This window comes from Paraburkholderia phenazinium (assembly GCF_900142845.1).
In the GTDB taxonomy this organism is placed as follows: domain Bacteria; phylum Pseudomonadota; class Gammaproteobacteria; order Burkholderiales; family Burkholderiaceae; genus Paraburkholderia; species Paraburkholderia phenazinium_A.
In genome coordinates, this window is sequence record NZ_FSRU01000001.1 from 1,642,009 (window position 1) to 1,668,685 (window position 26,677).

Below are 26,677 nucleotides of genomic sequence, written 5' to 3' on the forward strand. Positions count from 1 at the left end.
TGGGTGTGGTTCAGCAATTCGGCATACGAGGCGCTTACATCGCCTCTGACGATGGATACACATGAACGACCGCTGTCGGGCGAATCGAAGGTCGCTTCAGGGTCGAGTGCGGAAGTTCACCGTAGAGCAGCGGGGCGGCCAGTTACAGTCATTCGATCCGTGAACGTGAATCGTCGACAAACCACCCGGCGCGTGGCGGAGTGAATGCTATCGTCAAGGCACACGCCGATTGACGAGGCGGGTGTGAAGCGAAGGACAGTTGTCAAGACGGCTTGTAGACGTCCGGTCGCAAAACCTCCATGAAACGCCTTGCGTTCCCGAGTTCGGTGAAGCCGAACTGCGCATAGAGCGAATGCGCGTCCGATGTCAGCAGCAGGAGACGACGAAGACCCGAAAGATCCGGGTGTTGCGTCACTTCGTGCATCAGCCATTTCGACAAACCTTTGCCCCGGTGCGCCTCTAGAATGAACACATCGGCGACGAGTGCAAACGTTGCCCTGTCGGTGACGACGCGAGCCAAACCGACCTGCGCCGCCGCATCATAGACGCCGAAGCACAGCGAATTTGCAATCGACTTTTCGACGACCGCTCGAGGTATACCAGCGGCCCAATACGAATCTTCCGACAGAAACCTGAAAATCATTTCGTGGTCGAGACGCGTTGCATCAGTCGAAATTTCGTATCCAGCGATAGTCATAGTCACGGTGTCGTTCTCGTGCAGTTGGCGATGGGTGGCGAGTTTCGTCAGGTAAGTCAAGCCGCATCGATAGGTGCGCCATCGCCTGTTAGTGACGCCTCCACCCTGAGTCAACCTGACTCCAGGCTCAATGGGTCTATCGAACATTCTGAAGGCGAACTCCTTCGCCGCTTCGAGCCACATCGCCCAGTTGCGCTCGAGAACCTGATAGCGCGCCGCGGCGAGCCGCGCGCTTGCAATTGGACGTACCACGCTATGGCGACTTATGAAGACGTGGGCGTCTCCAGGTTCGCACGTTGGATCGCGTCCTGCAGGTAATGACGCATAAGGCCATCCAGTTCGTCCATGACAGCTTTACGACTGGCTATGGAGGTATCGCCATTAACCGCGACGGCCGCCTTCATGATCTGCTGGATCACGGCGGCACGGACGGCGATCTCTGCCGGTGCCAGATGCGGGGCCACTTCAGCCAGCACGGATTCGATCTCTCTACGCAGACTTTCGCGGATGTTCATGGTGCGCGGCAGAGCGTAACTGTAGGTCTCGACCAGGACCGCAAACGCCGGATGGCTCGCGCGGAACTTCACGAACGTCCTCGTCAACCGGCTCGCAAGCAGCGATACGTCCAGAGACGGCGCAGCCTCGCGCAGCTTGTGGAACGTCTCTGCGAGTATGTCCAGATAGCTTTCGAGCAACGCACCCGCGATCCGGTCCTTGGTGGGGAAAAATTGATACAGCGAGCCAATCGACGCGCCCGCGCGGGAGGCGATCGCCGTCATGGTTGCTGCGTCGTATCCCTTGTCTGCGAATTCGGTACCTGCTGCCTCCAGCAGCGCTGCGACCCGTGCGTGACCGCGTGCGCGCTGTGGGGCTTTCGCTTGTCCGCTTTCGGCACGCAATGTTGTGGTTGACTTTTGTGAGGGCATGCTCATAAAATAGAAATGTGAGACGAGCCTCACAATACACCTTTGGCTCACTAACTTCAACGGAAGGCAAAAGATGTTGCAGAAACTTGACTCCAAGACTACGGCACTCGTTCTTATCGACCTCCAGCAGGGCATCCTTGGTTTTGGGAAGGCCCCTCGCAGCGCCGAGTCCGTGCTGACGGCCTCAGCGAAGCTCGCGAAGCGCTTTCGGGAACTCAGTGCGCCAGTCGTGCTGGTGCGCGTAGGCTGGAGCGACGATTTCGGCGACGCGCTGAAGCAACCCGTCGACCAACCCATGGCGCTTCCTGCCGGCGGACTTCCGTCGACGTGGTGGGACTTCCCCGAAGCGCTCGAAGCCGCCGAGCATGATCTCAAGATCACGAAGCGGCAGTGGAACGCATTTCACGGCACGGAACTCGATCTGCAATTGCGCCGCCGCGGCATCAAGACCATTGTGCTCGGCGGAATTTCGACGAATATCGGTGTGGAGTCGACGGCACGTGCTGCCTATGAACTTGGCTACACACTCGTGCTCGCCGAGGATACGATGAGTTGCGCCACGGCTGAGCATCATCACGCGTCGGTTAATTACATTTTTCCGAGACTCGGCCTCGTGCGTCAGTCCGAGGACGTGATCCAGGCACTCGCGGACTAACAAGGGTCCACGAAGGGGCACGAGGGCCAGAATGCGCAGCCGCTGACAGGCCGGAAAGCGTGTCGGTCGGTACGCCGACCGATCGGATCGAGTCGACTCGCGGATTTGTACATCAACCTGTCCGCACACGCGAGAGGGCAGCAGCAGAGTACGAAGATTCAGTGCAGGAGTTCCGGGATGTCGAAATCAAGTTCCGACGAACAATCAGTTGTCCGTATAACCGACGCTTCGCCGACGCAAAAAAGTCGTTACGGGGTTGTCGGATCGGCCGTGTCGCGTATCGAGGCTGCTATCGATAGCAAGGCGCTTGTTCGCACGTTGACGGCCCTTTTCCCGTTAGTCGTCCTCGCGCTGGTTTCCGGTCAGACAAAGTGGTTGCTCGTTTCGCTGGTGACGGTGTCGACCGCTATCGCAGTGGATCGCTCGCATCTCGCTCCGCTCGGGGTCATTTCCCACGGGATAGCCATCGGAGCGGGCTTCCTGGTATTGATGGCCTCGCTTGCGTATCCACCACTGTTTGTCGTAGCCACCGCCTTAATGGCAATGGGGTCGATTTTGGTGACCGCACGGGGAAGCGAGTTGCGCTCACTCGGCAGCTATACGTTCATTCCGGTGCTTTATCTCGCCTGCGAGAGCGCCGAAGGAGTGAGGCAATCGGCACTCATTCATCGCGGGTTCGAGCTTCTTCCCTTCGTCTTGGCGGCTTTCTTGCCGGTTTTGCTGATTTCCTCGATCAATCATTACCGCGAACGCCGTCCAGAGGTTTCATATTTCGCGCACTATGCGAAATGGTCGAAGCGTTCTGAGCGTGGCGATCGTGTTCCGTACGTCGAAGCGATGATCGCAATAGCACTCGCCGTAGGCCTCGCAGCAGCGCTTGTGGAGTGGAGGCATATCGAGCGCGGACAATGGATAATCTGGTCTGCGGCGAGCGTGGTGACGGGCAGTGCGGCGAGCGCCCGAGTCAAGTTCCGGAATCGTATCGCGGGGGCCATTGTAGGCGTGCCGGCCGGTATCTTCGTCGGGTTGTTGGTCCCCCACGACTATTTCGTGCGAGACCTGGTTATCCTCGCTGCGTTGCTGACACTCGTCTGCATTCGGCCCTACGTTATGGCATTCGGCACGCGTTGCGCCTGCGCCGCGATGGCATTCGTGGTTGCCGGGCAGTCGTGGACTTTCGCTAGCGAGCGTCTGATCAACGTAGCGGTCGGCAGTGCGACCGGTCTCTTGATTACGCTGGCTGTGCACGTTATCGCGAGGCGCATCGAATGCTCGCGCAAACCGGCCTCATTTCGATGATCGGCAAGATTCCGGTCGCGCCTGTTGACGGGGCCGATGCTACGTCGCGCGCCTCAAAGCGCCGAAACCTTCCGCGCTGCAAGCGGAGCCTATACGACTCGCCGCGTGGTTTGGCGTTCAGCAGTAGCGGGTAGATGAGCTTCACGGAGTTCCCGTTGGCGGATAACTACCATGCGTTTTACCCGCAATTTACCCACAAAACTGTCGGAAGCAGAGGGATTCCCGTGGAGGTTGCCGGACAGATCGTCATGCGCCGGATGCGCAACTGGAGCGAACGCGTAAAGCTTCAACCATTCGCTATAACCCTGCACGAGAAAGCCGCCTGAGCGCGCCACGTACTCCTGGCGCGACGCCTTATAGACACCCCGCAGCGCAAACCAGGGGACATGAGGCAAATCATGGTGTACTAAATGATAGTTATTGTTCAAAAACAGCAGACGCCAGAACCACGCCGCTTCATTGAGCACCGTACGGTGTTCGACGGCGTCGGCCAAGCGATGCTCGTGAAACGAGCGGACCGAGCTGATCGACAGCGCACCGTAGCCGATGCCCAGCACATACAGCCACGCGGGTATCCCGCAGGCGGTATGCAGCCACCACGCAAGCGCGCTCACGGCGACGCCCTGAGCGATCCACAGCGGCACGTCGCGCCAGTCGCCGCGCGCGGCCTTGCGAACGGCGTCGATCGCGGTCGCGGCAATCGCGAAAGCCGGCCCAACCAGCAGCCGTCCCACGAAGGTATTGCGCAGCGTCAGCAGCGCATGCGAAACGGCGCCGGCGCCGTGCCATGTCTGACCCGAGACGAAGTAGCTTTCCGGATCGTGTTCGGGGCGGGTCAGGTTGGTATCGTCGTGATGCCGCAGATGCGACTCGCGATAGATGCCATACGGGAACCAGACGGCGAGCGGCGCGAAGCCGAGTAGCGCGTTGATCAACGGCGAGCGGGTGGGGTGGCCATGCAGCAATTCGTGCTGCAGGGACATATACCAGGCGCTCAACAATGCGAGCAGGCCGGTGGTGAGCGGCAGTCCAAGATTGCGCGCATGGGTCGCGACGCCGAACCAGCCCCCGTAGATCGTGACGATCAGTACCCATGTCGGCCACTCCGTGCGCCAGGTCCAGCTCGCGCTCAGGCGGGCCAGGGCTTTGCGTTGCGTGTCGTCGAGATAGATCGCCATCGGCAGGACAGGTAGGGCCGGATAAGGGTGTCATAAGGCGTCAGCAGACGCGTTAAGGCTGATCCTACTGAGGGTCCTGTTCGCGACGAACCATTTTGTTGCGCAAAGCATCTGCGAAAAAGCGCTTAGGGCGTGCCGGCGCGCTATCCCGCCATGTCGTTAGCGGTTAATATCAGAGCACGAACGTTAATCTTCGAATGCTGATATCCATGCGCAAACCACCCACGACACCAGACCCGCAAGATGTGCCCCGTGTCGGCGAGGGCAAACGTGGCGAGGAAGGCCATATCGGCTATCTGCTGCGCCAGGCGGGCGCGGCAAACCGCTTGCGCATGGAGCGCGCGCTGGCCGGCCTCAACGTGACGCCGCCGCAATTCATGGTGCTGACCATGCTGGTGGCGTATCCGGGTCTCTCCAATGCGGACGTCGCCCGTCTCGCGATGCTCACGCCGCAGACGGTCAGCGTGATCGTCGCCAACCTCTTGCGTAGCGGCACCATCGCCCGGCGGCCGCATGCGGTGCATGGCCGCATCCAGCATATCGACGTCACCGACGAGGGCAAGGCGCTCCTCAAGCAATGCCGCGCACGCGTGAAGACCATCGAGCAGCAGATGCTCGCGGGCTTCGACACGCAGGAGGAAAGCGTGATTCGCCGCTGGCTCGTGAGTCTAGCCGTCGAGGGCGGAGGCGGCGTGAGCGAGGCCGAATAGGCGCGACGGGACGCTACCCGACGTTACTGGGTGTCGGCCAGCTTGCAGGCATGATCGAGCAGGCCTTCTGCGGTGCCCGTGCCGTTGTCGACGTCGAGGCCGCTGTTGAGCACGAGCCAGCCGTCCTGATCGACGGAAGGACCGGCGCCGGTCACGAGGATGGTCTGCGTCGCCATGGCTTGCGGGTCCCGATGATCGTGCGCGACGATCCGGAATGGATCGTTGTCCTGCGTCAGGCTGGTGACGCGCATGATCCGGTAACGCACCCCGCCGAGCGTCTCCCAGCGCCATTGACCCGGTTGATCGTGGCGGTAGGCGGCGAGGGCGTCGATGACGTCCGTGCGCATGCAGTCCATATGAATATGCAGCTGCTGCTGCGAGCGGCGGAATTCAGAATTGATTTCGAGTCCGAACTGATTGGCGGCGAGCGGCGCCTTCAGCGTCGCCTCCACCACCTTGCGCGAGCTCCAGCCATCCGCCCAGTAGTCCGGCGCGTCGGCGTCGAGAATGCTCGGGCTTTCGATGCCGGTGACGCGCTCGGTCGGAATCAGCAGGTGCTGCGTGCGTCCGAAGATGTCTTTCAGAATCGCGTAGTGCCCGGCGAGATCCACGCTCGTGCATTGGCCTGGCCGGCCGCTGGCCTGTGCCTCGGGCACGCATTGTCCGCCGACGATTTTCCACAGCGCGTCGGGATCCGCGGCTGCGATTTCCGCGCAACTGCTGGTCACGACGGCGACGGCGACAAGGGCGGTCACGCGAGTCATCATGCGACGCGCGCGGCGGTGAATGTGCATGTCAGTCATCCTATGCATTGCAGGCTATGCGGTGTGGTGTGCGATCAGCAAGCGCAGGGCGCGCAGTGAACGCCATGAGCGGCGGCCGGCCTCTGCCGGTAAAACCTTGTGGGTTTTCATCAAAGGGTAGGCGCAGGCAACGCGCCGAGCACCTGTTCAAAGGCTACGCCGATGGCAAGAAGCCGCCGGTCGCTGCCGAGCGGGCCGTCCAGTTCGAGCCCCACCGGCAAGCCTTCCGAGGTCAGGCCGGCCGGTAGCGACAGGCCCGGAATGCCGGCATTGCTGGCCGGATCGGTGTTGCGCAGATAGGCGCTCAGTTCGTCGATGGGCGCGCTGCCGTTGATCGTCACCGCCGACGAGCCGGCCAGATCGTCGATCGGCACGGCGGCCAGGCGCGTCGTGGGGAACAGCAGCGCATCGAGCCGGTGCGCGGCAAAGGTCTGCGCATACAGTTCCTGAAGCTGCGGCCGCCATACGGTCAGTGCAGTCTGATACTGCTGGGCGAGCGGGTCCGCGAGGATCGCGTCGTAGATGCTGCGCACATCCGGGCTGGCAATGCGCGCGGCCACCTCGGCGAGCGTCTTGACCGGCGCATCGTTGGCGACCAGCCACGCGGGCACGTCGTCGTGCGCCTCATGGATGGCGACAGGCGAGGCGACCTTGTCGTTCAGCTCCAGCAACGCATCCATCTCAACGGGCACGAAGATGACGCCTGCGGCCTCCAGCAGGGGCAGCGCAGCGCGTACGACGTCTTCCAGCGCGTACTCCAGGTCCTCCCACAGCGGCTCAGGCAGGCCGATGCGCAAGCCGTTCAGCGTGATCGCGGGCAACGGCCCGGCGCCCGTCACGACCTCGTCCAGCAGCGCGAGATCGGCGACGTTGCGCGCCATCGGGCCGACGGTGTCGCGCGTATGGCTGATCGGCACCACGGCGTTGGGATCGTGATAGCGGCGCTCGGCGCCGCCGTTGCCGACCGACGGACGGAACCCGGCCGTGCCGGTCAGGGCGGCTGGGATGCGGGTGGAGCCGCCGGTGTCGGTGCCGAGACCGGCCGGCACGATACGCGCGGCGATCGCGACCGCGGTGCCGCCCGACGAGCCGCCCGGAATCAGCCCCGGGTCGTACGGATTGCGCACGGGCCCGGCGTGGGCGGCGAGGTTGGTGCTGGTAATGCCGAAGGCCAGCTCATGCATGTTGGCCTTGCCAAGCACGATTGCGCCGGCGTCGAGCAGACGCTGCACCGTGGGCGCGTTCTCGCGCGGCACGAAGCTCTCCAGCGCGGGCGTGCCCGCCGAGGTCATGAGCCCCTGGGTGTTGATGTTGTCTTTCACGACGATGGGCAAGCCCGCCAGCGGCAAGGCTGCGCGTGCTTCGGGCGTCAGCGCGTCGAGCCGTTGCGCGGCGGCCAGCGCCCCTTCCATGTTGAGCGCGGTCAGGGCGTTGAGCGTCGACAACGCGGCGGCGCGAGCGAGCAGCGTGGCGATGTATTCCGTGGTTTTCAGCCGGCCGCTCTGGATTGCAGCCACGGCTTGCGTGGCCGTCAGGGCCAACTGTTCGTCGACGGTCCATGTCATGCGTGAGATCTCCAGGTGTGCCCGGGACGATCTTCGGCGGCATCTGCATCGATCAACGTATCGGACATGGCGAGTGCAACAGGGCGGGACGTGCCGCCTATTCTGTCACAGCCATTTAAACCGCGTCGTCAGGTGAGCAGGGCGCCCGCCTATTGATGGCTGTCGACCCACATGCGTCCCCAGCGGAACGCATACGCCACCGCGTGCTCTTCATCGAAGAAATAATCGAGCGCGTCGAACGAGTAAGCACGGTTGTGCTCCGGTGTGGCTTTCCCGATGGTCAGATTCGCCGCGAACAGGCCGTTGGGCAGTCGCTGCGCGACGGGGGCAACCTCGTAACCTTTGTATTGGATAGCTTGTCGATTCATATGGATGGCGATGGTTCTGCCCGCGTGCGTTGCAAAGGAAGCTCAACGCACTGTGCCGACCGGATGGTGGGCGGGCAGGAACAAGCGTAGGCCGGGCGGCCTCGCGAGTGAACCAATGATTCGTCGCAAGCAAATCACGGTGGACCTGGAACGGTCTTCGTGGATTCGACTGAGGCGGCCCCGGATGCGTTGATGCCACTATCCGGCGCGCCGTACCGCCTGTCTGTTACTTGGCACACGCATTGTGCCGCGCGAGTGCGGCAAACACGGCGCGCTGCGTGCGCCGCTGCACGTTGGATGCGCGGCGCCGCGGCCGCGCCAGGCTCAGTTGGCGAGCGTCAGTACCTTGGCCGTGCGAGCTTCGGTCGCGCCGAGATGCGCCGGCGCGTGGTGCGCGCTGAACGCGAGCGCGAACTGCGCGGCCTGCTGGCCGACTGTGGCGAGCTGGTCGACCACTTTCGGGTCGGAGCAGCTATCGACGGATTCGAAACGCGTCTCGAGCGTGTTGATGCCGGCGCCAAACGGCGTGGGCCAGCCGCGCAAGGCGTGGACGATCGAGCGCAGCGAGGTGAGTACGGAACCGGCGGCCTGCCAGCCGTAGGCGGTGACGATACAACCCACCGCGCGGCCATCGAGGTAGGGGCGTTCGTCGGCACGCAATTCTTCCAGCGTGTCGAGCGCGTTCTTCACGAGGCCGGACACGCCGCCGTGATAGCCGGGTGTGGCAATGATCAGCGCGTCGGCCTGGCGCACGGCTTCGATCAGCTCGAGCTGGGCGTCGGTACGTTGCGGGTCTTCGGGTGCGTAGTGCGGCAGGCTATGCAGGAAGGTGCCGCCGAACAGGCGGGTGCGGGCGCCGGCGGCTTCCGCGCCGCGCAGTGCGAAACCGAGGGCACGCTCGGTCGACGACGCCGCACGCGTCGTGCCGCCGATGCCGATGACGAGCGGCCGGCGATTTTGATCGAAACTGGTCAACGAAATGCTCCTTCGGTAGCGGCTGTCGGGGCCTCGCACGGGGCTGCGTGCGGACTTGCCGAGGCAAACTGGACTTAAACCGCCATGTTAGTGACCGATGGTAGCAGCACGAAGCGACTTTTCGTTCTAACGATATACGCTGGGAGGGTTATCCACGTAGGGCTGCGGTGAAATGCACCTGAAGCGGGCGCCGATAAGCAAAGCGCAAACGCTTGGTTGGAGACGCCCCTTGCCTGCGGCTATGATCGGCTTGTCTCCTCCATGACTACTCCTTGACATGGGACTAGGCCCTGCCGTCGCAAGATGGTGGGGCCATTTTTTTTGCCTTGCGCCGGCGTTGCGCTGGTTTGTTTTGTGTCGACTTGCCTTTGCCTTTGCTCAGGCTTATCCAGGCTCATTCACTCGCTCGCCGAGGCTGGACCACGGCGTCGGGCGGCTGCTTTGCGCAAAACGCACGAGACGCTTGTGCACCTCGTGCATGGCGTTGACCGACGCCTGTTGCAACTGCTCGTCGTGCAGCGTCAGCAGTTGTTCCAGCACGAGCGCTTCTGCGTCGTCGAGCCGCCAGATGTTTTCCGCCGTGGCGCGGGCCGCGCTGCGCTCGAGCGCCTGCTCTGCCTGCGCATAGAGCGCGGCGCCGGCCACGCCGAAACCCGCTTCCTGCAGATACCAGGCAACGTACAGGACGTGAATCAGTTCGCTCAGCAGATGGCCGTTGCCGGAGCCCACGCGCAACGCTTCGAGTGCGAGATGGCCGCGCAGCGACTGGGCGCGGATCGACTGGGCCGTGGGCGGCAGCAGCCTGGCTTTTGCCGCTGATTTTCCGCCGGAACTTCGCCTGACGGCATGTTTCCTCTTATTCATTTTGGGTAAAACTCGCAAGACCTGCCGGATTTTGAGTCGCGATTTTATATGCGCTTACCGGTCAGACGATTTAATTTTTCGATTTTTAAAAAATGACGGGACAATGACCTCTGGATTTCATGGTATTTAAAGCAGGGAGATGCGCGCTGGGTTGATGCGGCGCGATTATCTATCACGCCGAAACGGCTCGACACGTCCGGCTGGGCGGCGGTTTGAGCGATTGAAAGATAATCGTCACATGCGCCATGCATTTACTGGGATTGTGCATTGCGAACGCTTCCCGGAGTGGGCGCGCAGACTGAAACATCAGGCGTATCGGCGGCTTGTCATAAAATCGACCAGGCAATATGCATCGCTTTTGGAACCGGAAGATTCGCTGAAGGCGGGTTAAACACCGCTCGAATCCGGCGGCATGGCCCGCGCGCCGAGCGCCGTGGACGCATCCTGCCGCAACGGTCCGGCCGTGCGCGAGGCCGCCAGAATTCCTGCGAGGCATTCGACGCGTTGTCACATCCATCTGATACATGGAGAGGGACACCCTGCACAGGAGAGCAATGTGAGCAACCGAGTCCCCGATTTGCGCCCCGCGATTGCAGCGAAACACCCGTTCGAGAGTTGCTTCGTGGACCTGGGCAACCACTCGGCCGACAAGGCGCTCAACGCGTTGACGCACGCCGTGCACGCCGAGCAGCGCGATATGAACGCCTACGACTGGATCACCCAGGCGCTGCCCGGTGCGACGCTCAAGCCGGCACTGGCATTCGGCACCGTCGGCGAACTGTACCGGTCCTATACCCGGCCTGCCGAGTTCGGCAGATTGAAGCAGATCTGGCGTCTATGAGGAGACATTGTCGCGGCGTTGCGCCCGCTCAGCGGCTCGACTTCGAGAGCCGATGGCCGAGGCCCAGATTGGTCGCGATTTGCCACGTGTAGACCCGCGAGTACTGGACGCCGAAGCGCGCCTCGATCAATTCGCGCAGGCGCGCGTTGGTCCATGCATCGCTGGGGAAGCCGTGCGCTTGCGCGGAGCCTTGCAGCGCGGCCGCGATCCAGTCCAGCGCCGCGGCGTCGAGCGCGGACGAACGGCCGCCGACACTCATTTTCTTCAGCGCATCGAGGCCGCCGTCGTCGAGGATGGTCTTATAGCGTTTGACCGTGGCCATGGACAGATGCAGGGCCTTGGCGACCGCGCTCACCGAGGAGCCTGCCAGCAGCATCTGCGCCGCGCTCATGCGCCGGGTAACGGTGGGAAGCTCTTCGGTTCGGGAGCGCATAGGATTGACCGTCCATCAAGGTCCGGGGCAAACAACTGGGGCGCCGCTCGTCTCTGCAATCATTCTTCTCCTGGACGCGGGGCCCGTACCTCAGGTCTCGGCCGGATGGGTGTCCGGCGCCGCGGCGGATACCACTACTAATAAATGATTTTTTATTGAATGTGTTGAAATGAAATGAAAATAACTGGACTTGCGGTTTAATCCGTTCTTGCTATGGAGTCTCGATATACTGCTTTCCGGCATCTTTTATTGAAACAATCGCGCTCATCGTTACAGATTCCAGCATCACTATATTGGTGCTTGATGTTCATTAAAACGTTTGCTAGCATCCAGTAATATTCTTTTACCTCTGACGATTTGCGCAGACACCGGTTTCGCGCACAGTTCAAGGTGCGCCTGCTGCGTCTCGGCGAGGAGCCTTGTATGGCCCGTCCCGGCTGCATTACGCATTGTTTTAATGTGTGAAATGGCTTCAGCCTGCGCAGTCTTATTTTAAAATAATTCCGCCCTGTCACATTCATCAGTTGTTATCCCCGGTGAAACGGGGAGGTTTGATTTTCCGCGCAAACCGTTATACGTGCGGCATATCGATTGCCGCTAAATCCGCATCGCCTGGGCCGGATCGGATGTCAGCGGCTTTTTGAATGCCAGCATGGTTGAATGCTCGGTGAATGCAACGTTTCAGTGATTTAGGAGAGCATAGTGAATCTGTTCATTTCACGTCAGGGCGGCGAGAGCGCCTTGCAGGTCAGGCGCTTCGTCCTGATAGGCTCCGCGCTGGCCGCCATGGCCGGCGCATCGGTCGCGCTGGCCCAGGCGCCGGCGTCCGGAAGCGACGAACCGGCGCAGGCGCAAGCGGAAATGCAACCGCAGGCCGTCGATGCCCTGAACAAGCTCGGCAACTATCTGCGCAGCCTGAAGAGCTTCCGTATCCAGGCGGACAGCGTGACCGACGCCGTCCTGACCACCGGGCAGAACGTCGGCTTTCTGCATCGCACGGAGATGTCGGTGCAGCGTCCGAACAAGGTCCGGGTCGTGGTCACGGGCAGTCGTGCGCCGAAGGGCCTGATCTACGACGGCCGCACCTTCGTGCTGTTCAACGACACGCATCACTTCTACAGCAAGGTGCCGGCGCCGCCCACCATCCGCCAGTTGATTACCGACGCCGATGAGAAGTACGGCGTCCAGCTTCCGCTCGTCGACCTGTTTTACTGGGGCGAGCAATCGGACGACGAAAAGTCGCTGACAAGCGCGCTGTTTATCGGGCTCGACAAGGTCGACGGCAAGTGGTGCAACCACTACGCGTATCAACAGCCGGGGCTCGACTGGGAACTGTGGATCCAGAGCGGTTCGCGGCCTCTGCCATGCCGGTTTGTCGTCACCGATACCACTCAGCCGTCGCGGCCGCAGCATGCCGTCAATTATCAATGGACGCTGAATCCCACGTTCGAGGCGGGCACCTTCACGTTCCGTCCCGGCCCGGACGCGCGGCAGATTCCGATGCGGCCGCCTGCAATATCGGACGACCAACAGGGAGACGCGCAATGAAACCACTGACGCGACTGACCGCTATTGGGCTCGCCCTTGCGTTTTCGGCGACATCGGCCACCACCTTCGCCTTTGGGATCCGCGGAGGGGCGCGCACCAGCATTCATGGAGGAGGCGGTGGGGGCTTTCACGGCGGTGGAGGCGGTGGCTTCCAGGGCGCTGGAGGGGGAGGCGGCTTTCAGGGAGGCGGGGGCGGTTCTCACGGCGGCGGCAATTTCGCCGGCGCGCCTGGCGGTGGACCGTCCCATGGCGGCGGCGGTCAGCCGTCGCACGGCGTGGGCCAGTCGTCCAATGGCGGCGGCGGTGGGTCGAACTCGCATGGCGGAGGCGGCGGGAGCGGTGGCGGAGGAGGCGGGCAAAACAACTCGCACGGCGGCAGTAATGGTGGCGGCGGAGGCGGCAACCAGAACTCGCACGGCGGCGGCAGCAATGGCGGCGGCAGCGACCACCATGACAATGGCGGCAGCGATCATCACGACAACGGCGGCAGCGACCATCACGACAATGGCGGTAGCGACCACCATGACGACGGTCACCACGACGACGATCACGACCACCATGACGATGACCACCATCACCACGACGACGGCTGGTATGTCGATCCGGTGGCAGTGGGCGTAGCCGTGGGCGTGACGACGGCAATCGTGGTGGGGACGACGGTGGCAGCCCTGCCGCCGAGTTGCAACAACGTCATGATCGCGGGCGTGGTGTACGAGCAGTGCGGCCCGAACTGGTACCAGCCCCAGTACGTGGGCGCAACGGTGAAGTACGTGGTCGTGACGCCGCCGAGGTAAGCGCGGCGTCAGGCGCCGGGTGCCGGCTTGCGAAACCGCTAGCGGAGTGTCGCGCCGGCACGCAGGTGCAACGTATGAAGTCACTAGCATCGAAGGCGCAAACGGGTGCGGGGAAGCCGCGCGTCGGCTAGGTCCTGGCTGCGCGCCGCAGGGGTTCCTGTTCGCGCGCGCGGCAATGACAAGGACGGATATGGATATCGAACTCGAGGCGCGAATCGCCCAGTTGCTTCTAAGGGCAGCGCGGCGCAGGAAGCTCGTTCCGTACGGCAGCTTCCACGCAATCTTTCCCCCGGATTTACCGCTGAACCGTCGCTATAAGGTGCTGGAGAAGGCGACGTCGTCCATCTGCGACCTGCAGCTTGCGGATTATGGCGCGCTTCTCAGTACCGACTCCGGTCTGCCGGGACCGGACTTCTATGCGCGCTTCAAGCGCATGCATGCCGAGCGCTATTACGCGGTGCTCGGTGCGGACCGCTTCCGCAAGCTCAGGCTCGTCGAAAAGCAGCGCTTCGCGCTCGAGGCGCGCGAAGCGGTGTATCGGCATGCCCGTGCCGTCAACGCAGCGTCTTCCGCGGACGCAGCTGCAGACGCACCAGGGCCGGTCGAGGCCGGCGTGGCAGGCTTCTCAGCGCGCCCGGTTTGCAGCGCCGTGCTGGGCGTCGTGCTGGTGGCGGGTGGATTGCTCGGCTCAGCGGGCGCCGAGGCTCAGGAGTTTTCGCTATTCGGCGGAGGGTCGAGGGCAGCCAACACCAACACCTACAGTTGGGCTTTCAACTATCAGGAAGGACTCGGACAGTACTTCGCGGGCAGCTTTTCGTGGCTGAACGAAGGACACATTCCCGACCACCATCGCGACGGCCAATTGCTGCAGCTATGGGGGCGCATTCCGGTCGGTAATCCTAAGTTTATCCTGCAGGCGGGTATCGGTCCTTATCGCTACTTCGACACGACCACGGCCGACCAGGGCGGAAGCTACTCCGATACCCACGGCTGGGGCGTGGTCTACAGCGTGCGTGCTGCGTATTACGCGTCGAACCGCTGGATTACCCAATTGCAACTGAATCGCGTGCACGTGCAGCGCGGACCGGATGCGACCAGCGTGATATTCGGCGTGGGCTATCAGCTCGATGCGCCGGACACGCCTGGGCCGCGTGACTGGGCGGCCAGCAGTGCGACAAAGGTGACGAACAACGAAGTGGCCGTGTATCTGGGCAAAACCATCGTCAATTCCACGAGCTCGCCGTCGGCGCTGGGCGGCGCCGTCGAATACCGACGTGGCCTTGCAAAGTATCTCGACGTGACGCTCGGTTATCTGCACGAAGGCAGCAGCAAGGTGGCGCGCCGGGACGGCATCACCAGCCAGCTATGGGCCACCCGTGCGTTTCTCAACGACAAGGTGACGCTCGCGGTGGGCGCCGGGGCGTACTACGCGATCAATGAAAACGAAAACAGTGAATCGCCGGGGCCGGGAGCCGGCAAAGTCTCCGGTCTTGTCACGATTGCAGGTTCATACCGGTTGACCCAGCATTGGGATGCGCGGCTCGAATGGAACCGGGTGGTGACGCGCTACGACCGCGATACCGATGTGATCTTTGCAGGAGCGGGCTACCGGTTCTGAGAGCGCGATATCAAGGAGGTCCCCATGACCACCACAAGTCACGGCATCGCCGCGCTGTGCCTGGCGACATGCTGCATGTGTACGGCGAATGCGTATGAAGATGCCGGTGCGGTCGCGGAGCGGATTCAGTCGGCCGGGCGTGGCGCGCACCTTGGGCACGAGCTGTGCGGTTATACGTCCGCGCAGGTCGCGCGGTACAAGGAGAGACTGCGGCGCTCGCTGTCGGGGCCGGCCGGCTTCGATACGGAATGGGACTATGGCTGGAAACGGGCCGAGCCGATGCTGCTGCAGTATCAGTCGCTGCGCACGGGCGATCCGCAGGACTACGAAGCGCGCGTTCGCCGCGTCTGCGCAACGCTGCGAGGCCTTGCGAAGCGCCTGCCCAAGCCCGCTAGCCAGGCCGTTCCGCCGTCGCAATAGACGCGTGACCGGTTGCGTTGGCGGATATCGTGCCGAGCGCTTCGAGGTCGACCGTAATGCGCAGCGCGAGACGCCGGGCGTCCTGCTGGCGGGCGCGTTGCAGCGCTTCGTCGAGCAGCGGCCGGACAGCGTGCGTGGACTCGCCGTTGGCGAGCTGCACCATGGCCGACAGGCGCAGCAGTTCCGGCACATACCAGAGCTCGCCGGTGCGCTCGCTGCGCGTCACCGCGCCGAGCAGTGTGGCCGCCAGCGACGCCGTGAGTTCCGGCTCGTCCTGCAAGGCAATGCGCGGCAGCAGCGTGGCGATGAAGGCGACGTCGAGCAGGTAGATGTGTTCGCGGCCGATCCGCTTGAGCGCGTTGCCGATCACGCGCTTTGCGGCCTGCTGATCGCCGCGGCGGGCGTCGAGCCAGAGCCGGAAATCGAGCCCGGCGCGCAACCAGCGCCGCACGCCGGCCACGCGGGCGCGAGTGACGAGCGCGGCGGCACACGATTCGGCCAGCGCGATATCGTCGTCGAGCGCGGCGAGCGCGCAGGCAAGGCCGAGCGCGATGCAGCACGCCACCGGTTCGCTTTCGTCAATGGGGTCGCGAAACGTGCTCCGCAACGGCGCCGCCACATTGGGCTCGCCGGCGAGCCACTGGGTGACGGCCAGCACAGCGCGCGCAACCAGATGCAGCGAGAGGCCATAGCCCGTCGCCATTGCGTTGGCTTCGTGGCAGGCGTCGTCGTCGAACGTGTCGTCGGTTGCATCGTCGCTTAGACCGGCTACCGGCGACAGCAGGCGAATCGCTTCCTCGTACTCGCCCGCATAGGCCCTCATGACCCCTTCGATACGCCGCGCGTTGATGCTGACCGCCGGCCACCGCGTGGCCGCGGCGATTTCGCCGAACGCCTGGCTTAGCTCGCGGCAGCGCAGCACTTCGCCGGCTTCGAGCGCGCCCATCGCCAGGCTGAACAGCGCGCGCAAGCGGTACGGCGTGTCGGCGCAAATATTCGCCAGTTCATAGGTACGCTGCCAGCTCGCGACGATCTCCCCCGAAGCGCTGCGCTGTAGCGTCAGGGCACGCGCCAGTACCGCGCGCAGGCGCATCTCGTCGCGGATGCGCCGCATCGAGCCGCTATCCACGCGGGCCAGCGCAGCGCGTGCCCAGCCGACGTATTCGTCGACGAGCGACAGCGTGGTCCACACGGGCGCAGTGTTGTCGAGCAGGTCCGCGCACAGTTCGGCCTTGTCGGCCGAGACCGCCCATTCGAGGGCGGCGCGCAAGGCGTCGATGTCGTGGCGGCTGTGCAGCGCGCCGCTCGTGAGACCGGCGCCGAAGCGGCGCGCCATGTCGCGCGCCACGAAATGCGCGTGATGGGCAGCCGCATCGGTGCTTTCGCGGGTCCGCTCGAGCGCGTCCAGCGCAAAGCGGCGCACCGCCTGCGGCAGGCGCAGGCGCAGCGCGCCGTCGCAATCCACTTCGTTGATGAGGCCCGCGTCCACCAGCGAGCGCAACTGGATTTCGAGCGCGCCGGCTTCGGGCGGTCCCGATTCGTAGTCGGGATCGAACGCGCCCAGCACGGCGAGCGCGGCTTCCTGGGCAAACGCGTTGGCGAACACGCCGAGGCGGCGCAAGGTGGTGCGGGTGGGCGCGTCGAGCGCCGCATACGAGAGATCGAGCATGGCCTGGACCATCATCGCGCGCGGCAGCACGATGCGGCGTGCGCCGGTGCGGCGGGTCATCACCGCGTCGAGTTCCGCGGCAAAGGTGGCGAGCGCGGTCTCGACCGGCGCACCCGCACGCACCTGGGCGGCGACCGTCGCGGCGGCGAGTTCCACCGCGTAGGGCACACCGTCGATGCGCCGGCACAGCAGCGATGCGGCGGCGAGCGCGTCCGGCGCGAGCTGTTGCGGGTCGAGCGACGCCGCGCCGCCGCCGGCGGTTTTCAGACCATGTGCGAGCCGCATGAGCAGCAACTGCAGCGCGTCGTAGTCGAGCATCGACGCGGCATGCGGTGCGCCGTTGAGCGGCTCGGGCGGTACACGTAAAGGTGCGACCGCCACCGTCGACTCGCCCGCGATAAAGAGCGGCGTCTCGCAGGTGGCGATCACATGCAGTCCACGCGTGGCGGCGACGAGGGCTTCGATCGTCGCGCCCGCGGCTTCGCTCAGAGGGTCGCAATGATCGACGATCAGCAGCATGCGCCGGGCGCCGATCAGCGCGGCGAGGCGGGCCGGTTCCGCGAGTCCTTCCGCTTCGGCGGGGCGCGCGTTCGGCTCCTGACCGACCGCCGCGGCAATCGCATTGATCACCCGGTCGGGCTGTGCCAGCGACGCCAGTGCCGCGCACACCGCGCCGTCCGGGAAGTGCGAGGCGAGCCGGCTGGCGGCCTCGGTGGCAAGCCGCGTTTTGCCGATGCCGGAGGCGCCGGTCAGCGTGACGATGCGGCGTGTGGGCACAAGCGCGAGCAACTCGGACAGCTCTGCATGACGACCGACGAACGGCGACGGGTCGATCGAATGCGAGCGCAGCGAGGCGACGGCACTGGTCGGCACCGGTGCCGTCGGGACCGACGCGGCGAGTTCGCTGCCGGGCCGCGCGCCGCGCAGAAAGGTTGAGCGCACCGTGCCGAACGGCGGCGCCGATGCGAGGCTGACCGCCGGCCCGAACGCGGCGGCAGCAGGCAAGCCGGCGGTGGCGCCGCCCGGAGCGCCGGCGGGCATGAACGAGGTGGCGAGCGATGCCGCGATGCTGCCGGCCCCAACGGTACCCGGTTCGAGTCCGGTATCCGGCGATTCGACGAGGCGTATCTCGCCGGCGAAGCGGTAGCCGCGCCCGGGTACGGTGACGATCAGATCGCGCTCGTCGTTGAGCGCGCGGCGGATCGCCGAGATCTGCGCCTGCACCGTATTCGCGTCGATATGCGTGCCGGGCCAGACGATCTCGCGCAGCTCCGCCGTCGACAGCACGCGGCCGCGCGCATCGAGCAAGGCGGCCAGCACGGCGAACGGGCGCGTGCCCAACTCGATCACGGCGCCGTCGGCGATCAGAAGGCCGACCTCGCGCGCGAGCCAGAAGCGCGAAAAAGCGATCATCTGTCCCGTTAGCCGCGGTAACGACATCAAGGGATCTCCGGCGTTGTTTGTTGTGTGGTCGGTCAGCCGGCGAGGGTGGCCGCCGGGGAAGCATCGCGACGCGCCGCGATGCGGCTTTCGTCAGACCTTTGCATTATCGCCTGAGAGTTGAACAATTGCTTGAATCTGGAACACTTCTTCATCTATCGGGACGGCAGGGCGTTTGCTGCGGTGCGGGGTTTATGCGTTTTCGAGGCTCCATTGAAGTGTCGTGCGCAACCAGGCGACGCCCTCGTTGGGCGGCTCGGGCAAGGTGGGCGCCGGGCGCGTGCGGGCGTACAGGTAGCTGTTGTCGGCCAGCAGGCCGCGGTTGGGGCGCGGTTCGTGATTCATCAGGAGTGCTTCCTGAACGAAGCCGAGCCGCTCCATGCTGCTGTGCGCGGCGCCGTCGACGGCGCAGCATGCGAACAGCCGGTAGACGCCCGGCTGTTCGATCAGCCAGTCGAGCAGATCCTGCAGCGCGAGCACGCCCGCGCGCCGCCGCCGCGCACCGCCGAGCCGGCTGATGACGACACCCACCTCGATACGCGGCAACGCCGGTTTCAGTTCGATCAGCGCGGTGAGCCGGCCGGTCTCCTTGCATTCGAGCGCATAGCGGATCAGCGTGCCGTCCTGCCAGCCGCGCAGCGCTTCGTCGATAAATGCAGCGGTTTGTTCGACGTTGCGATGGCGGGGCACCGGCAAATCGCGCATCGTGCCGATGTCGCCGAGCATCTCGTCGAAGAGGGCGGGCGCATCGGCCGGCGCGAGTGGGCGCAACACCAGATACGGCGTTTCCATTCTGTCGAGCGGGACGAAGCGCATGATTCAGGTCCGGTTAACGAGGCTGCCCCGTAGTGTGCCGCGATGCCGTGTCCGCCGGATGGCGCTTTGCGAAACGGCGAGCGGGGGTGCGAAGCGGACGCGCGAAGCGGGGCCTTCGACGTGTGGCTTCGTTCCGGATGACGCGGTTTCGCGCCGCGCCAGGCGTGTGCGGATGCGCCGCAGTATGGTCGGACGGGATGCGTGTCGTATTGTCCTCGCGCGCGGCCGGTTGCACTTCGGCCATACGCGGTCCAACCAGGAGCCTGCACCATGACGAAATCTCCGTCGATCGGCGGTCACAGCGGCGTTGCGCCGCTTGCGGATGTTGCCACGCCGTCTTCCGCACCGGTGGGGGGCGGCAAAATCGCCGAGGCCGGCGCGCAGGCCGGCCCGCAAGGCGGCGCCGTTCTGAATGGCCTGAACGCGCTGAAGAGCGGCGGTGCGGCTCCGGGTGGCGGCGCGCGGGCGTCGTTCGCTGCGAAGCCCTCGACTGCCGAGCGCGGCGGCACGCCCTATACGCCCGGTGGTCCCGGCGCGAAAGTGAGCGTGGGCGGGCGTATCGGCAACCTGCTGCATGACGCGTCGGCGCGGCTCAACACGGCGGGCGGTGGACGTCTCGGCGGCTTGCTGCAGGATGCCTCGGCGTTGACGGGGGGCGTCGGCGGCCTGGCGCAGGCGGGCGCCGGACTTGTGTCGGCTGGCATGAGCGTGGTCGGTTCGATCATGCAAGTCGAGGAAGCGGAGGCCAGCGAGATTGCCAAGATCGCGGAGCAGGGCGCACAGAATGTCGAAAACGCCGCCAAGGGCGGTTGAGCGCTCAACCGCGGTTAAGCGCTCAAGCGCTCAAGCTCTAGTCAAGCCCTCAGCCAGAAGAACTCGCCGGACGCGACCCCTTCGAACATTTCGTCGCTCGATTCCACGATGTTTTGCCGCCAGTAGCGGCCGTGTTCGGCGTAGTGCGCGAGCAGATCGGCGAGCGCCTCGCCGTTGAGCTCGTCCGCGAACGGCAGGCGCAGGACCAGCACGACGCCGCCGGTGTCGGTGTCGAGTCCCAGTTGCGCCTGATCCTGCGCATAGATCAGCAGATTGGCTTCGAGCATCAGGCGGAACACGACGAGCGTGCGCCCGGCCGTCACCGTGCCGAAGTGGAAATTCGCGTACATCGCGTCGATGTCGCGCTCGAAGTAATCGAGCCGCACGTCGAAGCCTTCGACTTCGATCGAACGCGTGCGCAGCACGTGGTCGGCGTCGCCGAGACCGACGGTCGCGCACAGATCGACAATCAGGTTGGTATAGCGCTCACTGCTCATGCCTCGACCTCAATAACGCAGTGACAGGCAGCCGATGCGTGCACGGGACACGCACCGGCCGCGACGGCGGCGCGCCACCGTGCGCAAGCGCGCGGCGACGGCCGGCCGGGCTAAGGCCGCTTAGCTGCCTTGCGCGGCGCTCTTGACGTTGCTGGCACCGCTCTTCGCGATGTCGGATACCGATGCATACATGCTCTGCTCGACTTGCATCTGAGCCGACATCTCGGTCATCTGATCCATCTCGCTGGTGAGACCTTGCATCATCGAGCCTGCGCTTCCTACGGACATGAGAACCTCCAGTGGGTGTGGAACGAAAGGAGTGGCCTACATCGAGACCTGCTGCTGCGCCGGCTGCTTTGATGGCATACCGGCGCGGCTAGCGCGTTGACCGGGCGAGGCACGAACGGTCGGTGCCCCGCGCCGGCAGGGCGCGGCGTCAAGCCAGCGCGGCGCCCTGTTTTTCCTGAAGCCGCGCGAGCACGCGCGACGCGGCCAGAAAGCCGCGATACAGCTTCGCGAGATTGTTGCGGTCGAGGTCGTTGGCGCCCTGCGTTTCGCTGATCTGCTGCGCCGTCTTGTCGAGCGCATGGCGGATTGCTTCGATGCGCGGGGCGCCCGCGGGGTCGGCCAGGGTCTTCGGCAGATCGTTGAAGTCGCTGCCGTAAGGTTCGAGTTGCTCGTACATGTCGATCTCCTGAGTTGAGGATGGCGCGCTGGAAGGTTCGGTCAAAGGTTCGCCGGGTTGCCTGCGTCAGCCGGCGGGACCGCGCTGCCGCTGGGGCGGCGGTGCGGCGGCCGGCAAGGTGGCGGGGTCGGGCAGCGGCACGCCGGCGTCGGCGCTGCGGCTGATGGTGTCGTTGTCGACGGGACTGGTTGTGCTGGCGGCGTGCGTCACGCCGGTGGCGGCGGCGCTGCCGTTGGCATTCGCGCTGCCGCTCGGGGTGGCGTTCGGGCCGGCCGCGTTGGTGGCGCTGGCGGCGGTGGTGGCATTGGCCGCTCCGCTATCCGAGGCGCCGGCGGGCGGATCGACCGCGTAGATATGTTTGACCCCGTCAGGCGTTTCGGCGTATTTGACGTCGTCCGAGGAAATCATTTCGGAGTACGACGCTTCATTGGGTGCGTCCACGGTGCCGGCGCTTTCGGACGCCTGCACCACGATGCCCTTGACATTGCCATCCAGGTCGGCCCGCACGCGCGCCAATGCGGCGTCGAGATCGGTGCGGCTGCTGACCTTGCCGGTCACGGCAAAGGTGCCGCCGCCCTGATATTCGACGTGCGCGCCCGCAATCCCCAGCGAGTCCTCGATACTGCGCGCGTCGTTTTGCGCGACGTCGTAGTTGCGCGAGATGCCGTTCTCCGAAATGCGGTCGAGCAGGGTCCGCACGGCCTGGTCGTCGGCGGGCGTCGCCACCATGCCCGTCACCACCACGGTGTTGCCGAGCGCATGCGCGTGCAGGCCGCTCACATGGGCAGCGGCGAGCGCTTCGCCGACCCGTTGCGCGCGGTCGTCGGCATTGTGCGGCAGGGCCGCACGGCTCATCTGCGTGGTGGTCAGGAGCGACACGGCGACAATCACCGCCCCGAGCGCGAAGCAGGCTGCGACCGCGCCCACATAGCGGTGGCGCTTCTTGCGCTCGGCCGCGAAACGGGCCTCGGCGGGGCGGGTGAGGAGCGTCGACAGCAGGTCGAGGTCGGAGGGCCATGCCGCATCGTCGGCGCCGACGCACAGGATCGTATCGTCGAACTGCATGGGCACGAAATCGACCAGCAACACCACTTCTTCCTGAGCGGCCGGACTGCGGGGCGCGCCGGATGCTTGCTGTGCATCTTCTGCGTGTCGAGTCTCCTGCGCGGCGCCGTAGCCCGGCGCGAGGCGCTGCGCGCTCACCACGCCGCTCGCATCGACATGCAGCAGCGTATCCGCACCGCGCCAGTCGGCGAGGCGGATGTCGGCATCGTCGTCCGCGCCGATGCGGTGCGTCCCCGGCGTGAGCTGCAATTGCGCTCCCGCGTGGACGCCCGTCAGTATCCGCAGCAGTTTCATCGTGCTCGCACAGGGTGATGGGAAGGGTTCCGGACTCGCCGGCTCGATCGTCCCTAATGTAGGCGTTTGAAAGCAGGCGTTCGCGCAGGGATGCGAAGGCGGCGCGTGCGATGCGAAGCCGCGCGGTTCCCCCGCAGCACGGCATGGCGCGCCATTCGAGCTAGTGTTCTACGGATTTGCCCCCATCTATCGGTCCCGGATCGCATCGTCGCGGCTACCATGCACGTTTGCGCGCCGCTTGCGGTGCGTCTCCATCACTGGGTTTTCTTGCGCATGAGTCTGCTACTTCGTTTGTTGTGTCTGGTTTTGACAAGTCCCCGCCGCAGCCGGCTGCACGTGCTCGATACCTGCGTCACGCCGTTTCGCGTCTGGTTGAACGACCTCGACGTGTTGTTCCATATGAACAACGGCCGTTACCTGACGATCCTCGATCTGGCGCGCGTCGATCTGATGATGCGCAGCGGCCTGTGGAAGCACCTGAAGGCACAACGCTGGTATCCCGTCGTCACGCTGGAAACGATCCGCTTTCACCGCTCGCTTGAGCTCGGCAATCGTTATAACGTCGAAACCCGTGTTATCGGATGGGACGAAAAGCACATCTTCATCGAACAAGGTTTCGTGCGCGGCGAGACGCAAGTGGCGTTGGCTGTGGTCCGCGCCCGCTTTCTGAAGCGAAGTGGCGGCGTTGTGACGACCGCCGAGTTGATCGGGCTGGCAGGAATCGAGCAGCCGTCGCCGGTGTTGCCCGAATGGGTCGCACGCTGGAGCGAGGCGGAAGGCGGTATGGCGTTTCCGTCGTCGTCTTCTTCGGATAGAGAGAACGAGACTGTCGTAGAGCAGTGAGTGCGGGGCCGCCGGCCGGCGCATGGCACTGTCATGCGCCGGCCGCGATTTCTTCAGGCCGTCGCAGCAGTTTGCGGCACCGTCAGAAGACGCTCCACGGCCTCGCCATTGTCGCGGAAAAGATGCACGTGGCGCAGCGCGAAGCCGGCATCCACCGCTTGCCCGTCGGTTGTGGTCGACTCTCCTGAGCCCTTCACCTGAATCACGGCGCCGCCTTCGAGGCTCACGTGCAGCAAGGTCTCGCCGCCGAGATGCTCGACCACCATCACCGTGCCCGATAGCTTCCCCTGCACGTCGTTCACCACCGTTTCGGACAGATGCTCCGGGCGAATGCCGAGGGTCAGCGCGTCGCCTGCCGTCACGCCCGCTGCGCTGAACGGCAACGTAATCGGAGCGCCGCCAGGCAAGCCGATGGTCAGACCTTCCGCGTCGGCGCGCTGCACCTTCACGGGCAGAAAATTCATCTTCGGCGAGCCGATGAATCCCGCCACGAAACGGTTCCTGGGTGTCCGGTATAACTCGAGCGGCGAGCCGATCTGCTCGACCTTGCCGTTGTTCAACACGACGATGCGATCCGCCATGGTCATGGCTTCTGTCTGATCGTGCGTGACGTAGATCATGGTTGCATTGAGCTGCTTGTGCAGCTTGATCAACTCGAGCCGCATCTGCACACGCAATGCGGCGTCGAGATTGGACAGGGGTTCGTCGAACAGAAACACCTTGGGTTCGCGCACGATTGAACGCCCGATTGCAACGCGCTGGCGTTGCCCGCCGGATAGCGCCCGGGGTTTGCGCTCGAGCAGTTGCTCGATCTGCAGGATCTGCGCTGCACGCTGCACGCGCTCCTTGATCTGCGCTTCAGGCAGCTTGATCATTCGCAGTCCGAACGCAATGTTCTCGTAGACCGACATATGCGGATACAGCGCATAAGACTGGAATACCATCGCCACGCCGCGTTGCGACGGTTCGAGTTCGGTGACGTCTTCGTCGCCGATCAGGACTTGCCCCGAATCGCTGCGTTCCAGTCCGGCAATGGTGCGAAGCAGCGTGGATTTGCCGCAGCCCGACGGGCCGACGAACACCATGAATTCACGATCGGTCACCGAGATGCCGATGCTCTTCAACACCTCCGTTCCGGCAAACGTCTTGCGGATCTGCTGCAACTGAACTGCACTCATGCTTGTCTCCAGCTGAGGCTCGTGCCTTCGCTCGACGCGAGCCAGGTAACGGGTTTTGTGCGCAACTTCGCCTTGCAACGCAGCATGCACCCTTTATCGAATTTGTTCTTGACAACCAGTTCGGGTCCAAATATACAATTGTAATTGCCGAATTACAAGTGAAACGAAGCTGGTCGGTGCGGGTGAAATACGAAGCAGGGGTGTGCAAGGAGCCGGCAGCCGGTCGGGTCCGTCTGCACGCTTGAACGGCTCAGCCGGCCGCGTCCGCTGTGAGCCCCTTTAAGAAGAAATGCTTAGGAGACAGGCATGAAGAAGCACTACGCGCAGGCCGCGGCGTTCGCGCTGCTGGGCGTCACCGCATCATTCCTTTCGGTGTCCAATGCGTCCGCCTGGACGCTCAAGGAGGCCGCCGCGCCGTATTCGGGCACCACCATCAGCGCCATCTTTCTCGACCGGCCAGGCTACAAGGCTGCCTCGGCGCTCATCCCGCAGTTCGAGAAAGAGACCGGCATCAAGGTGCACACGGAAGTGGTCCCCTACGAGAACACCCGTGAGAAGGAGGTGCTCAACTTCGTAGGCGGCGGCGCCCAGGACATCGTGCTGGTAGACGTGGTGTGGATTGGCGAGTTTGCGAGCAACAAGTGGCTCGTTCCCATCAAGACCTTTACCGACAACCCGAAACTGGCCGACCCCAATCTCAATCTGGGGGACTTTTTCCCGATCCTGCTCGATTCGTTCGGCACGTGGGACAAGACTACCTACGGTCTGCCGTTCGATAACTACTCGGGCCTGATGTTCTACAACAAGTGCATGTTGAAGGACGCAGGTTTCGACCAGCCGCCGAAGACCTGGGACGAGTTGCTCAACGTCTACGCACCGAAGCTCACCAAGCCCGACAAGAACCAGTTCGCGTTCGCGCTGCAGTCGCGCCGTGGCGAAACGCAATCGGCTGACAGCTTCATGCGCATGCTGTGGCCCAACGGCGGCTCCTTGCTCGATGCGAAGTTCAAGTCGAACCTGATGTCGCCGCAATCGCAGGCCGGGCTCGAATATCGGCAGAAGCTGATGAAGTACATGCCGCCGGGCATCGTCGATTACGACCACGCCGAGGCCGTGAATGCGCTGGCGCAGGGGCAGGTCGCGATGATCACCGAGTGGTCCGCGTTCTATCCGACGCTGACCGATCCGAGCAAGTCGAAGATCGGCAACTGTCTCGCCATCTCCACCGAACCGAAGGGTCCCGCCGGACTCAAGCCCGCGCTGGGTGGTTTCTCGCTGGCGGTGAATGCCAAGTCGGACGCGAAGAAGCAGGCGGCGTCGTGGCTCTTTATTCAGTGGATCACCTCGCAAGCCATGGCAAAGCCGTATCTGGAGGCAGGTGGCGTGAGCGGGCGCATGTCGGTCTACAAGGACCCGGCGATTCAGAGCAAGTATCCGTTCGTGAAGCCGATGGTGGAGTCGTGGCAGGACGGTGTGCCCGACTATCGGCCGCGTTTCCCGGAATGGCCGGCAGTGTCTGAAGTGATCGGCGAGTGGGGTAGCAAGATCATGCTCGGTCAGGTCTCCGTGAAGGACGGTGCGCAGACCATCGGCACCAAGACGGAAGAAATCCTGCAGAAAGCGGGCTATTACGATGGCAAGAAACCTTTGCTGAAGTAAACCCGCGTGGGTGAGGCAGCCCGT

Annotated in this window: 27 protein-coding genes; 11 read left to right on the forward strand and 16 right to left on the reverse strand. The window is 64.1% G+C overall.

Annotated elements, in window-relative coordinates:
- Window positions 1-262 precede the first annotated feature (262 nt).
- On the reverse strand, window positions 263-757 hold the full coding sequence (locus BUS12_RS07150; RefSeq protein ID WP_367117598.1) for a GNAT family N-acetyltransferase: 495 nt from the start codon (window positions 755-757) through the stop codon (window positions 263-265).
- Between the two features lie 203 nt (window positions 758-960).
- Complete coding sequence (locus BUS12_RS07155) at window positions 961-1,623, reverse strand: TetR/AcrR family transcriptional regulator (protein WP_216352699.1); 663 nt, start codon at window positions 1,621-1,623, stop codon at window positions 961-963.
- A gap of 73 nt (window positions 1,624-1,696) precedes the next feature.
- On the opposite strand from BUS12_RS07155, the gene BUS12_RS07160 reads away from it, so the two are divergent.
- Window positions 1,697-2,278: a hydrolase gene (locus BUS12_RS07160; RefSeq protein ID WP_074295008.1), complete on the forward strand. Its 582-nt coding sequence runs from the start codon at window positions 1,697-1,699 to the stop codon at window positions 2,276-2,278.
- Window positions 2,279-2,455: 177 nt separating this feature from the next.
- Complete coding sequence (locus BUS12_RS07165; protein ID WP_083640284.1) at window positions 2,456-3,577, forward strand: FUSC family protein; 1,122 nt, start codon at window positions 2,456-2,458, stop codon at window positions 3,575-3,577.
- A gap of 89 nt (window positions 3,578-3,666) precedes the next feature.
- Here the strand turns inward: BUS12_RS07165 and BUS12_RS07170 are convergent, their stop codons facing one another.
- Window positions 3,667-4,755, reverse strand: a complete 1,089-nt coding sequence (locus BUS12_RS07170; RefSeq protein WP_074295010.1) for a fatty acid desaturase — start codon at window positions 4,753-4,755, stop codon at window positions 3,667-3,669.
- Between the two features lie 209 nt (window positions 4,756-4,964).
- Here BUS12_RS07170 and BUS12_RS07175 point away from each other — a divergent pair, with 209 nt between their 5' ends.
- Window positions 4,965-5,465 carry a MarR family winged helix-turn-helix transcriptional regulator gene (locus BUS12_RS07175; RefSeq protein ID WP_074297211.1) on the forward strand — a complete coding sequence of 167 codons (501 nt, stop codon included), beginning with the start codon at window positions 4,965-4,967 and terminating at the stop codon, window positions 5,463-5,465.
- Window positions 5,466-5,488: 23 nt separating this feature from the next.
- Here the strand turns inward: BUS12_RS07175 and BUS12_RS07180 are convergent, their stop codons facing one another.
- From BUS12_RS07180 to BUS12_RS07200, 5 genes are all read right to left on the reverse strand, one after another.
- Window positions 5,489-6,229: a CDP-diacylglycerol diphosphatase gene (locus BUS12_RS07180; protein ID WP_253190119.1), complete on the reverse strand. Its 741-nt coding sequence runs from the start codon at window positions 6,227-6,229 to the stop codon at window positions 5,489-5,491.
- Between the two features lie 149 nt (window positions 6,230-6,378).
- Window positions 6,379-7,833: an indoleacetamide hydrolase gene (iaaH, locus tag BUS12_RS07185; RefSeq protein WP_074295013.1), complete on the reverse strand. Its 1,455-nt coding sequence runs from the start codon at window positions 7,831-7,833 to the stop codon at window positions 6,379-6,381.
- Between the two features lie 149 nt (window positions 7,834-7,982).
- Window positions 7,983-8,201: a transcriptional regulator gene (locus tag BUS12_RS07190; protein WP_074295016.1), complete on the reverse strand. Its 219-nt coding sequence runs from the start codon at window positions 8,199-8,201 to the stop codon at window positions 7,983-7,985.
- A gap of 324 nt (window positions 8,202-8,525) precedes the next feature.
- The gene (locus tag BUS12_RS07195; protein WP_074295018.1) at window positions 8,526-9,176 is read right to left on the reverse strand and encodes an NADPH-dependent FMN reductase; all 651 of its coding nucleotides are present in this window, start codon (window positions 9,174-9,176) and stop codon (window positions 8,526-8,528) included.
- 384 nt (window positions 9,177-9,560) lie between these two features.
- Entirely contained in the window at window positions 9,561-10,040 is a 480-nt protein-coding gene (locus BUS12_RS07200; RefSeq protein WP_074295019.1) for a hypothetical protein, read from the reverse strand.
- A 556-nt stretch (window positions 10,041-10,596) separates the two neighbouring features.
- Between BUS12_RS07200 and BUS12_RS07205 the strand changes: the two genes are divergently transcribed.
- Window positions 10,597-10,881, forward strand: coding sequence for a hypothetical protein (locus BUS12_RS07205; protein ID WP_074295021.1), 285 nt, complete (start codon window positions 10,597-10,599; stop codon window positions 10,879-10,881).
- Window positions 10,882-10,909: 28 nt separating this feature from the next.
- Here BUS12_RS07205 and BUS12_RS07210 read toward each other — a convergent pair whose 3' ends face one another.
- The gene (locus BUS12_RS07210; RefSeq protein ID WP_074295023.1) at window positions 10,910-11,314 is read right to left on the reverse strand and encodes a helix-turn-helix domain-containing protein; all 405 of its coding nucleotides are present in this window, start codon (window positions 11,312-11,314) and stop codon (window positions 10,910-10,912) included.
- A 702-nt stretch (window positions 11,315-12,016) separates the two neighbouring features.
- Here BUS12_RS07210 and BUS12_RS07215 point away from each other — a divergent pair.
- The 4 genes from BUS12_RS07215 to BUS12_RS07230 all read left to right on the forward strand — a co-directional run bounded on the left by BUS12_RS07215 (window position 12,017) and on the right by BUS12_RS07230 (window position 15,694).
- Entirely contained in the window at window positions 12,017-12,862 is an 846-nt protein-coding gene (locus tag BUS12_RS07215) for a DUF2092 domain-containing protein (RefSeq protein WP_074295025.1), read from the forward strand.
- Window positions 12,859-13,656, forward strand: coding sequence for a hypothetical protein (locus BUS12_RS39100; protein WP_216352701.1), 798 nt, complete (start codon window positions 12,859-12,861; stop codon window positions 13,654-13,656). Before BUS12_RS07215 ends, BUS12_RS39100 begins: the two co-directional genes overlap by 4 nt.
- 649 nt (window positions 13,657-14,305) lie before the next feature.
- Window positions 14,306-15,274 (forward strand): hypothetical protein, encoded by a 969-nt coding sequence (locus BUS12_RS07225; protein ID WP_074297215.1) that lies wholly within the window; start codon window positions 14,306-14,308, stop codon window positions 15,272-15,274.
- A gap of 24 nt (window positions 15,275-15,298) precedes the next feature.
- Window positions 15,299-15,694: a hypothetical protein gene (locus tag BUS12_RS07230; RefSeq protein WP_074295028.1), complete on the forward strand. Its 396-nt coding sequence runs from the start codon at window positions 15,299-15,301 to the stop codon at window positions 15,692-15,694.
- On the opposite strand, the gene BUS12_RS07235 is transcribed toward BUS12_RS07230, so the two are convergent.
- Both BUS12_RS07235 and BUS12_RS07240 read right to left on the reverse strand, forming a co-directional pair.
- Entirely contained in the window at window positions 15,666-18,803 is a 3,138-nt protein-coding gene (locus tag BUS12_RS07235; protein WP_083640286.1) for an ATP-binding protein, read from the reverse strand. The two genes, BUS12_RS07230 and BUS12_RS07235, sit on opposite strands and share 29 nt — an antisense overlap.
- 192 nt (window positions 18,804-18,995) lie before the next feature.
- On the reverse strand, window positions 18,996-19,619 hold the full coding sequence (locus BUS12_RS07240; protein WP_074295030.1) for a GNAT family N-acetyltransferase: 624 nt from the start codon (window positions 19,617-19,619) through the stop codon (window positions 18,996-18,998).
- Between the two features lie 270 nt (window positions 19,620-19,889).
- Here BUS12_RS07240 and BUS12_RS07245 point away from each other — a divergent pair, with 270 nt between their 5' ends.
- Window positions 19,890-20,432, forward strand: a complete 543-nt coding sequence (locus BUS12_RS07245; RefSeq protein WP_074295031.1) for a hypothetical protein — start codon at window positions 19,890-19,892, stop codon at window positions 20,430-20,432.
- Window positions 20,433-20,473: 41 nt separating this feature from the next.
- On the opposite strand, the gene BUS12_RS07250 is transcribed toward BUS12_RS07245, so the two are convergent.
- From BUS12_RS07250 to BUS12_RS07260, 4 genes are all read right to left on the reverse strand, one after another.
- Complete coding sequence (locus tag BUS12_RS07250; RefSeq protein WP_074295033.1) at window positions 20,474-20,929, reverse strand: CesT family type III secretion system chaperone; 456 nt, start codon at window positions 20,927-20,929, stop codon at window positions 20,474-20,476.
- A 120-nt stretch (window positions 20,930-21,049) separates the two neighbouring features.
- Window positions 21,050-21,217, reverse strand: a complete 168-nt coding sequence (locus BUS12_RS38750) for a hypothetical protein (RefSeq protein WP_171991560.1) — start codon at window positions 21,215-21,217, stop codon at window positions 21,050-21,052.
- Between the two features lie 148 nt (window positions 21,218-21,365).
- Window positions 21,366-21,614 (reverse strand): type III secretion protein, encoded by a 249-nt coding sequence (locus BUS12_RS07255; RefSeq protein WP_074295034.1) that lies wholly within the window; start codon window positions 21,612-21,614, stop codon window positions 21,366-21,368.
- 66 nt (window positions 21,615-21,680) lie between these two features.
- A complete protein-coding gene (locus BUS12_RS07260) occupies window positions 21,681-22,973 on the reverse strand; it encodes a hypothetical protein (protein WP_074295036.1) in 1,293 nt (430 codons plus the stop codon).
- A 273-nt stretch (window positions 22,974-23,246) separates the two neighbouring features.
- On the opposite strand from BUS12_RS07260, the gene BUS12_RS07265 reads away from it, so the two are divergent.
- The gene (locus BUS12_RS07265; protein WP_074297217.1) at window positions 23,247-23,816 is read left to right on the forward strand and encodes a thioesterase family protein; all 570 of its coding nucleotides are present in this window, start codon (window positions 23,247-23,249) and stop codon (window positions 23,814-23,816) included.
- Between the two features lie 53 nt (window positions 23,817-23,869).
- Here BUS12_RS07265 and BUS12_RS07270 read toward each other — a convergent pair whose 3' ends face one another.
- Window positions 23,870-24,994, reverse strand: a complete 1,125-nt coding sequence (locus BUS12_RS07270) for an ABC transporter ATP-binding protein (RefSeq protein ID WP_074295037.1) — start codon at window positions 24,992-24,994, stop codon at window positions 23,870-23,872.
- Between the two features lie 306 nt (window positions 24,995-25,300).
- Between BUS12_RS07270 and BUS12_RS07275 the strand changes: the two genes are divergently transcribed.
- Complete coding sequence (locus tag BUS12_RS07275; RefSeq protein ID WP_074295038.1) at window positions 25,301-26,653, forward strand: ABC transporter substrate-binding protein; 1,353 nt, start codon at window positions 25,301-25,303, stop codon at window positions 26,651-26,653.
- Window positions 26,654-26,677 lie beyond the last annotated feature (24 nt).

Coding starts and splice junctions, on each gene's coding strand:
- BUS12_RS07165 (WP_083640284.1), top strand. CDS start 2,456: ATGTCGAAATCAAGTTCCGACGAACAATCAGTTGTCCGTATAACCGAC.
- BUS12_RS38750 (WP_171991560.1), bottom strand. CDS start 21,217: ATGTCCGTAGGAAGCGCAGGCTCGATGATGCAAGGTCTCACCAGCGAG.
- BUS12_RS07260 (WP_074295036.1), bottom strand. CDS start 22,973: ATGAAACTGCTGCGGATACTGACGGGCGTCCACGCGGGAGCGCAATTG.
- BUS12_RS07210 (WP_074295023.1), bottom strand. CDS start 11,314: ATGCGCTCCCGAACCGAAGAGCTTCCCACCGTTACCCGGCGCATGAGC.
- BUS12_RS39100 (WP_216352701.1), top strand. CDS start 12,859: ATGAAACCACTGACGCGACTGACCGCTATTGGGCTCGCCCTTGCGTTT.
- BUS12_RS07265 (WP_074297217.1), top strand. CDS start 23,247: ATGAGTCTGCTACTTCGTTTGTTGTGTCTGGTTTTGACAAGTCCCCGC.
- iaaH (WP_074295013.1), bottom strand. CDS start 7,833: ATGACATGGACCGTCGACGAACAGTTGGCCCTGACGGCCACGCAAGCC.
- BUS12_RS07180 (WP_253190119.1), bottom strand. CDS start 6,229: ATGACTCGCGTGACCGCCCTTGTCGCCGTCGCCGTCGTGACCAGCAGT.
- BUS12_RS07235 (WP_083640286.1), bottom strand. CDS start 18,803: ATGTCGTTACCGCGGCTAACGGGACAGATGATCGCTTTTTCGCGCTTC.
- BUS12_RS07240 (WP_074295030.1), bottom strand. CDS start 19,619: ATGCGCTTCGTCCCGCTCGACAGAATGGAAACGCCGTATCTGGTGTTG.
- BUS12_RS07230 (WP_074295028.1), top strand. CDS start 15,299: ATGACCACCACAAGTCACGGCATCGCCGCGCTGTGCCTGGCGACATGC.
- BUS12_RS07170 (WP_074295010.1), bottom strand. CDS start 4,755: ATGGCGATCTATCTCGACGACACGCAACGCAAAGCCCTGGCCCGCCTG.
- BUS12_RS07255 (WP_074295034.1), bottom strand. CDS start 21,614: ATGTACGAGCAACTCGAACCTTACGGCAGCGACTTCAACGATCTGCCG.
- BUS12_RS07190 (WP_074295016.1), bottom strand. CDS start 8,201: ATGAATCGACAAGCTATCCAATACAAAGGTTACGAGGTTGCCCCCGTC.
- BUS12_RS07160 (WP_074295008.1), top strand. CDS start 1,697: ATGTTGCAGAAACTTGACTCCAAGACTACGGCACTCGTTCTTATCGAC.
- BUS12_RS07245 (WP_074295031.1), top strand. CDS start 19,890: ATGACGAAATCTCCGTCGATCGGCGGTCACAGCGGCGTTGCGCCGCTT.
- BUS12_RS07270 (WP_074295037.1), bottom strand. CDS start 24,994: ATGAGTGCAGTTCAGTTGCAGCAGATCCGCAAGACGTTTGCCGGAACG.
- BUS12_RS07275 (WP_074295038.1), top strand. CDS start 25,301: ATGAAGAAGCACTACGCGCAGGCCGCGGCGTTCGCGCTGCTGGGCGTC.
- BUS12_RS07175 (WP_074297211.1), top strand. CDS start 4,965: ATGCGCAAACCACCCACGACACCAGACCCGCAAGATGTGCCCCGTGTC.
- BUS12_RS07250 (WP_074295033.1), bottom strand. CDS start 20,929: ATGAGCAGTGAGCGCTATACCAACCTGATTGTCGATCTGTGCGCGACC.
- BUS12_RS07155 (WP_216352699.1), bottom strand. CDS start 1,623: ATGCCCTCACAAAAGTCAACCACAACATTGCGTGCCGAAAGCGGACAA.
- BUS12_RS07200 (WP_074295019.1), bottom strand. CDS start 10,040: ATGAATAAGAGGAAACATGCCGTCAGGCGAAGTTCCGGCGGAAAATCA.